5 protein-coding genes and 2 rRNA genes are annotated in these 7,336 nt (G+C 33.2%); 5 read left to right on the plus strand and 2 right to left on the minus strand.

What is annotated here, in order from left to right; translation table 11 throughout:
* The 5 genes from J0M08_14095 to J0M08_14115 form a co-directional block, all read left to right on the plus strand.
* Nucleotides 1-257: ribosomal RNA gene (locus J0M08_14095) — 23S ribosomal RNA — on the plus strand; the annotation flags it as partial.
* 55 nt (nucleotides 258-312) lie between these two features.
* Nucleotides 313-424, plus strand: a 5S ribosomal RNA gene (gene rrf / locus J0M08_14100).
* Between the two features lie 48 nt (nucleotides 425-472).
* On the plus strand, nucleotides 473-2,284 hold the full coding sequence (locus tag J0M08_14105) for a hypothetical protein (GenBank protein MBN8704190.1): 1,812 nt from the start codon (nucleotides 473-475) through the stop codon (nucleotides 2,282-2,284).
* A gap of 152 nt (nucleotides 2,285-2,436) precedes the next feature.
* Nucleotides 2,437-4,119 (plus strand): glutamate formimidoyltransferase, encoded by a 1,683-nt coding sequence (gene ftcD / locus J0M08_14110; GenBank protein ID MBN8704191.1) that lies wholly within the window; start codon nucleotides 2,437-2,439, stop codon nucleotides 4,117-4,119.
* A 59-nt stretch (nucleotides 4,120-4,178) separates the two neighbouring features.
* A complete protein-coding gene (locus J0M08_14115) occupies nucleotides 4,179-6,437 on the plus strand; it encodes a patatin-like phospholipase family protein (GenBank protein MBN8704192.1) in 2,259 nt (752 codons plus the stop codon).
* A gap of 20 nt (nucleotides 6,438-6,457) precedes the next feature.
* Here the strand turns inward: J0M08_14115 and J0M08_14120 are convergent, their stop codons facing one another.
* Both J0M08_14120 and J0M08_14125 read right to left on the minus strand, forming a co-directional pair.
* Nucleotides 6,458-6,946, minus strand: a complete 489-nt coding sequence (locus tag J0M08_14120) for a YkgJ family cysteine cluster protein (protein MBN8704193.1) — start codon at nucleotides 6,944-6,946, stop codon at nucleotides 6,458-6,460.
* A gap of 42 nt (nucleotides 6,947-6,988) precedes the next feature.
* On the minus strand, nucleotides 6,989-7,336 hold a 348-nt coding region (locus J0M08_14125; GenBank protein MBN8704194.1), incomplete at its 5' end, for a YitT family protein.

Below are 7,336 nucleotides of genomic sequence, written 5' to 3' on the forward strand. Positions count from 1 at the left end.
GAGGTTTGAGAGGACCTGACTCTAGTACGAGAGGACCGAGTCGGACGAACCGCTAGTGTACCTGTTGTGGCGTCAGCTGCACCGCAGGGTAGCTATGTTCGGATGAGATAAGCGCTGAAAGCATCTAAGTGCGAAACTCACCTCAAGATAAGACCTCTTTAAAAGGATCGTCAAAGACTATGACGTTGATAGGTTACAAGTGTAAAGGCAGTAATGTCAAAGCTGAGTAATACTAATTGTCCGTAAGCTTTCTAAATACGGAGTAAATTTTGTATCTTCTTTCTTTTATGTCTTAATAAAATATTTAAGATTTTCGGTGACTATTGCAATAGGGTCCACCTCTTCCCATTCCGAACAGAGAAGTTAAGCCTATTAGCGCAGATGGTACTTGGGTAACTCCTGGGAGAGTATGTCGTTGCCGTTTTTTAAAAGCCCGAGCTTGTCTCGGGCTTTTTTTTTATCTACATTTTTAATGTCATTTAAGAAACAGTCATATTTTATTTATTTTCTTCTAATTTTTTTTATTAGCAAGTCTTGCTATAGTCTTATTCCTGATTCTTTATTTCTGAATGCAGTATCTCCAAAAGATACGTTACTTAATGTAAATGTTAATCAGGATTCTCCTGATTTTTTCATACATAATTATTTTTCTCGTTTTTTAAGTGGAAGTATTGGTTCTGTTTCTATCCCATTATCTGTAAACACCAATTGTAGGTTTGGAAGTGGTTTTACTTTTAATGAAGATTTGTGGGGTGTATATAAAGTTTCATTTGATAAATTTGGGGTAAATGAAAAATTTAAGATACCTACGACTTCTATTACTTATATAGGTGGGTCAAAAAAAGAACAATTTGTAAGAGTAAATCATAGTCAGTTTTTTAAGAAGGGATTTTTTATTGATTTTAATTTTTTTAGAACAAGATCAGAGGGTTGGTTTTTGAGAGAAAATACAAATCATAATTCACTGAAGTTCTCTTTTGGAAGAATTGATTCTTCAAGATATAAATTTGAGTTTTCTTTATTATTTAATAGGTTGAGAAAATTTGAGAATGGAGGTGTCTCAAACGATTCTTTATTTTTAGTTAGTGATGATGCAGATTTTAAAGCATTCAATGTTAGTTTATTAAGTGCAGAGAGACGTGAAAAATCCAATAATATAACCTATAAACATAGTTTTAGTCTTAGAGATAATATTGTTTTGTTTAATGATATTGCTTTTAGGCAGTCTGCTTTTTTTTTCACAGATAAAAATATATCTGGCGGGACATATTATTTGAAAGTGGTTTATGATAGTTTGGAAACAAATGATTCTGCTATTATTAATAGTATATCTAATAAATTAGGAATAAAGATTAGCACAAACAGAAATAATCAGAAATTTTATTACTTGCAAGAAAGACATGATTTTTTGCAAGTAGCAAATGATACATTATTTAGTAACCATAGTGTTGGTGCAGATCTAAATGGAAGACTGAGTTCGCAATTAACCTATTCATTAGGAGGACAGTATTTTTTTTATGGGTATAATAGTTCAGATAATTTGTTTTTTGCCAATATAGATTATAGAGTTAAGAAGAAGTCGGAAATTTGTTTAGGACTATCGTTTAATAGTAATAGGAGAAAACCCGATAATATCTATTTAAAGTATAATTCAAATAATTATGTATGGAAAAATAGTTTCAATCAAATTTATTTAAATGAGTTTGGTGGTAATTTTTCAATATTGTTTGGGAAGAGAAATACATTATTATTTAATACTCGAACGTCTTTATTGCTTGTAGATAATTACACATATTTTGATTCTTTTTCGATTTCGAGGCAATATGATGATATTTTTTCTGTGTTTAGTAGTGTTTTATCTTTTGATGTTTTGCTGAAAAAGAGGTGGAGGTTTTTAAGTGAATTAACTTTTCAAAGCGCTTCAAATAATTATGTAGTAAGGGTTCCAGAGATAATATACCATCAATTACTTGGTTATGATACTTATTTATTTAAGAAGGCGATGCGATTTTTTGCTGGTGTGGAACTTTACTATTTTTCAACATACTATTCTTCAATTTATAATCCAGCGCTTAATGGTTTTTACTTACAGAATCTAAATAAGGTTGGAGGTTATCCTTTTGTAGATTTTTTTGTGAACGCAAAAATTAAAACCTTTTCCTTTTTTGTTAAAACAGAACATATTAATGCGGATTTGATGGGTAGAAATTTTTTCCTTTCTCCTAAGTATCCGTCACCCGGAAGGGCTTTTAAATTGGGAGTAATTTGGCGATTGTTTAACTAAGGTTCGCCATTCTTCCTAGTTTATCGAAAATCTTATTAGGTAAGTATTGATTTTAAAATCAAAATTATTTTACAAAAACTAACGTTCGTGTTTTAAAATTGCTCCGTTGGGCTGCTTGTTTTTTATTTACATTTGTACATAAAACAATGATTATGCAGCAACTTATTGAATGCGTCCCGAATTTTAGTGAGGGAAATGATTTAACTGTTATTAAACAAATAACAGATGAAATTGAAAAGGTTGAGGGAGTTAAATTGTTAAATGTAGATCCTGGAAAGGCTACTAATCGCACTGTAGTTACATTTGTAGGTAATCCGGATGCGGTTTGCGAAGCTGCGTTTCGCGCAATTAAGAAAGCCGGGGAGTTGATAGATATGAGTAAGCATAAGGGAGAACATCCTAGGATGGGGGCTACGGATGTTTGTCCGCTCATTCCGATTTCTGGGATATCTATGGAGGAGACCGCTAAGTATGCAGTTAAATTAGCAGAGAGAGTAGGTAAGGAGTTAAATTTACCTGTTTATTTATATGAAGCCGCTCAGCCAAATAAGAGTAGAAATAATTTATCTGTTATACGTTCCGGTGAGTACGAAGGTTTTTTCAAGAAAATAAAATTACCGGAATGGAAACCAGATTTTGGCCCAATAGAATTTGATGCCTTTAGTGGTGCTACTGTAATTGGAGCCAGAGATTTTTTAGTAGCATATAATATAAACTTGAATACGACATCTGTTAGAAGGGCTAATTCTATTGCATTTGATGTGCGTGAAACAGGACGAGTAAAGCGAGAGGGAAATCCGATTACAGGTAAAATAGTTACTAATGAAAAAGGCAATCCTGTATATATTCCGGGTACGTTAAAATCGGTAAAAGCTATTGGTTGGTTTATTGAAGAATATGGAGTTGCCCAAATATCAATGAATTTGACCAATATTGCCATAACTCCTGTGCACATAGCTTTTGATGAGGTTTGTAAAAAAGCTGGTGAAAGAGGTGTACGTGTTACCGGCTCGGAGTTGGTTGGTTTAATTCCTTTAAATGCACTTTTAGATGCAGGAAAATATTTTTTAGAAAAACAAAAACGCTCTACCGGAGTCTCTGAAAAGGAGTTGATTAAGATTGCTGTAAAGTCGCTAGGCTTGGATGAGCTTGGACCATTTAAACCAGAAGAGCGAATTATTGAATATATGCTAAGAGATTCATCCAATGCAAAGCTTGTGAGGATGAATTTAGTTGATTTTGCTGATGAAACGGCTAGCGAGAGTCCTGCACCAGGAGGTGGTTCTATTTCTGCTTATGTTGGAGCATTAGGAAGTGCTCTTGCTGCGATGGTTGCTAATTTATCTTCCCACAAACCAGGTTGGGATGACCGTTGGAAAGAGTTTTCGGATTGGGCGGAAAAAGGACAGTATTATAAAAATGAATTATTGAAAAAAGTAGATGAAGATACATTGGCTTTTAATAAAATAATGTCTGCATTTGGAATGCCTAAGAATTCTGATGAAGAAAAGAAAGCTCGAACACAGGCTATACAAGATGCTACATTGTTGGCAACTCAAATTCCTTTTAGTGTAATGGAGCTTACTTTGGGCAGTATGCAAGTCATTAAAGGAATGGCAGAACTTGGAAATCCTAATTCAATATCTGACGTAGGTGTTGGCGCTTTGTGCGCTCGGTCGGCTGTGATGGGTGCATTTTTGAATGTGAAGATAAATGCAAAAGGGTTGACTAATAAAGATATTGCTGAAAGTTTTGTTAACAAGGGTACTACTATAGAGCAAAAGGCAATTGAGTTGGAAAAAGAAATACTTCAACTGGTTAATACCAAACTTTAATGCTACATTAACGTATAAGCTGTAGGTGCTTATTATCAAATTTTAAAAATAAACAACACTTGGCTTTATACATAAAAAACAGCAAACTTCGCAGAATAGCATTCTTTTTTCCAATTCAACTTTTTTTAGTTGTGTTAAAAAAGAATCAGCTACTGGTGTTGTTTTGGTTGATACTTTTTGGTTTTATAACAAAATCGCTTGCGCCTAATTATGGAGTTCCTTTTCTTTTTTTGGGACCGGAATATCTTGATAGAATAAGTTTTTGGTCGTACTTGTTTACAGGGTTTGCTTTGGGAGGCTTTATTATGGCTTTTAATATTTCAAGCTATATAATGAATGCTTTTCGATTTCCTTTTTTAGCAACCTTATCTAATCCGTTTTTAAAATATTGTTTGAATAATATTGTTATTCCGGCATTGTTTGTTGTAGTTTATATTGTAAACGTTTTTCGTTTTCAGCTAAATGACCAGTTGGAGCCTGTTTCGAAGGTGTTTGTTGATTTGTCGGGTTTTTTATTGGGACTTATTCTGTTTTTTGTGCTATCGTTTACTTATTTTCTGAAAGCCAGTAAAGATATTTATAGAATGTTTGGTGTGCAGAAGTTAGACGACACTAAAGCTTCTAGTGCGATACGGCCACAAACAATAAAAAATATTGTTAAGAAAAATCAAAGAGATTGGTATGTAGAAACCTATTTGGCAACGCCCTTTAGTATTAGATTATCAAGAAAGTACAATCACTACAAAAAGGGAATGTTGATTAAAGTATTCAAGCAAAATCATTCTGTGGCAACAGTTTTCGAATTGTTAGCTATTTTGAGTTTGTTGATTTTAGGTCTTTTTAGAGATGTTCCGTTGTTTCAAATTCCAGCTGCTGCAAGTGTTATCCTTTTGTTTACAGCATTTATTATGTTGGCAAGTGCTATTCATACTTTTTTAAGAGGATGGGCAACAACAGTAACTATATTGTTTTTTGTGTTTTTGAATTTAATGTATGGGATAAACATTTTTGATTCGGAGAGTAAAGCTTATGGACTAAATTACAAAACAGAAAAGGCTGAATATACAAATGCAAAGCTTATTGAAGCAGATAGTAAAAAAGCAATGAAGCAAGCCGATATAAATTATACCATAGAAATATTAAATAAGTGGCGATTAAAGAATTCTGTTAATAGTAATATTAGACAACAAAAGCCGAAAATGATTTTAATAAATACAAGCGGAGGTGGTTTGCGTTCTACTCTTTGGACTACCTATAGTTTGTTACATATAGATAGCTGCTTGAATGGTGAACTTTTAAAGCATGTTCAACTAATTACGGGTTCTTCTGGCGGTATGTTGGGAGCTTCTTATGTGCGAGAGTTGTATTTGAGGTATCAGAATAAAGAAATTCAGAATTTATACGATCCTAAATATGTAAGTGCAATTTCGGCTGATATTTTAAATCCAATTGCTTTTAGTATTGCTACTAACGATTTGTTTTTTAGGTTTCAACGCTTTAAAGATGGGGAATATAATTATAGCAAAGATAGAGGACAAGCCTTTGAAACAAGAGTAAATGAGAATACAAAAGGCATATTAGATAAGCGCCTAAAAGATTATTTGCAACCTGAGAAAGATGCAAAAGTACCTATGGTTGTGATGGCTCCAACTATTGTAAATGATGGACGAAAATTATTGATATCGCCTCAGCCAATTTCTTATCTAACACAAAATTCAATCAGGGGTACAGTTTCTGTTCATCCGTTGGTGGAGAGCATTGAGTTTAGCCGATTTTTTGAAAAACAGAATGCCGAAAATTTAAAATATTTAAGTGCATTGCGCATGAATGCTACATTTCCTTACATAACTCCTGTTGTTAATTTACCTAGTGAGCCTGTAATTCAAGTTATTGATGCGGGATTGCGAGATAATTATGGATTGGAAACAACATTCAAATTTTTGTATACGTTTAGAAATTGGATTACAACAAATACCAGCGGTGTAATTGTGATACAAATACGAGATAAGCATAAAGAAGACCCTATAGAGGAAAGTTTGCCAAAATCAATAACCGGAACGCTTTCTCAGCCGTTGGGTAGTTTTTATGGCAATTGGTTTGCGATACAAGATTTTAATCAAAATCAATTGATAGAGTATGCTAGTTTATGGTTTGATGGAAAAATTGATTTTATTGATTTAGAAATGCATAATGAAAAAAAGAAACGCATTTCTTTGAGTTGGCATTTGACAAATAGAGAAAAGAAGGCTGTACTGGAATCTATCAACTTGCCTCAAAACCAAGAAGAGATTAGACGTTTAAAGTATATGTTGGAATAAATTACTTTCTGTATAAAAAGCTAGAATTTAATCATAAGCCCCTTTACAACATCCGCTACCGCAGGGCAAATCATTGTGTTGTGATAGGTTATTGCTAATTTGTTAATCATTTTTCGCTGTTGTGTATGAGGGTAGTCAGAACATGCATTTGGTCGGTCTTTATAAACAGAGCAATAATTATCAGTCCCTAGAAAAGGGCAGGGTAGTTGCTTAAAAACATAATCTCCGTCTTCATCAACATGCAAATAGTTTTCTGAAAATTGTGATGGTTTTTGTTTGAAGTGTTTTGCCAACTTTTCAATATCCTTATCTAACAGTAATGGTCCTGTAGTTTTGCAGCAGTTAGCGCATTGTAAACAGTCAATTGTCTCAAATGCCTTATCATGCAGCTCATTGCATACATAATCTAAATTTCGAGGATTTTGTTTTTTTAGTTTGTCTAGAAATTTTTTTATTTCCGCTTTATTTTTTTTAGCATCTTCAATTTTTTTGGAGTATTCCGACAGCATTTTGACTAATTAAGAATGGATAATTATAGTTTAAGACTTTAATTAATGCAGCGGTCGCTTTTTTATCATTCCACCTTTTGTGTCTTTTATGGTGCTCATGATAATAAAGGCATTTGGGTCTATTTTATCAACTTCCACTTTAAATTTAGCAATCTCTAATCGAGTAATTACAGTATAAATTATATCAATAGGGTTTGTGGTATTTCCTCTTTTGCCAAACCCTCTTTTACCATTGTAAATAGTTACACCCCGCCCTAGTTTTTCGATAACCATTAACCGAATTTCTTCGCTATGAGCCGATATTACTGTAATACCGGTATATTCATCTACGCCTTCAATTACAAAATCAACAGTTTTTGAGGCTGATAAATAAGTAAGAATAGAGTATAG

It is taken from the genome of Bacteroidota bacterium (assembly GCA_017303975.1).
Classification (GTDB): domain Bacteria; phylum Bacteroidota; class Bacteroidia; order JAFLBG01; family JAFLBG01; genus JAFLBG01.

Excerpts from the sequence above, each read along its gene's own strand:
- J0M08_14105 (MBN8704190.1), top strand. The coding sequence starts at position 473 with ATGTCATTTAAGAAACAGTCATATTTTATTTATTTTCTTCTAATTTTT.
- J0M08_14120 (MBN8704193.1), bottom strand. The coding sequence starts at position 6,946 with ATGCTGTCGGAATACTCCAAAAAAATTGAAGATGCTAAAAAAAATAAA.
- ftcD (MBN8704191.1), top strand. The coding sequence starts at position 2,437 with ATGCAGCAACTTATTGAATGCGTCCCGAATTTTAGTGAGGGAAATGAT.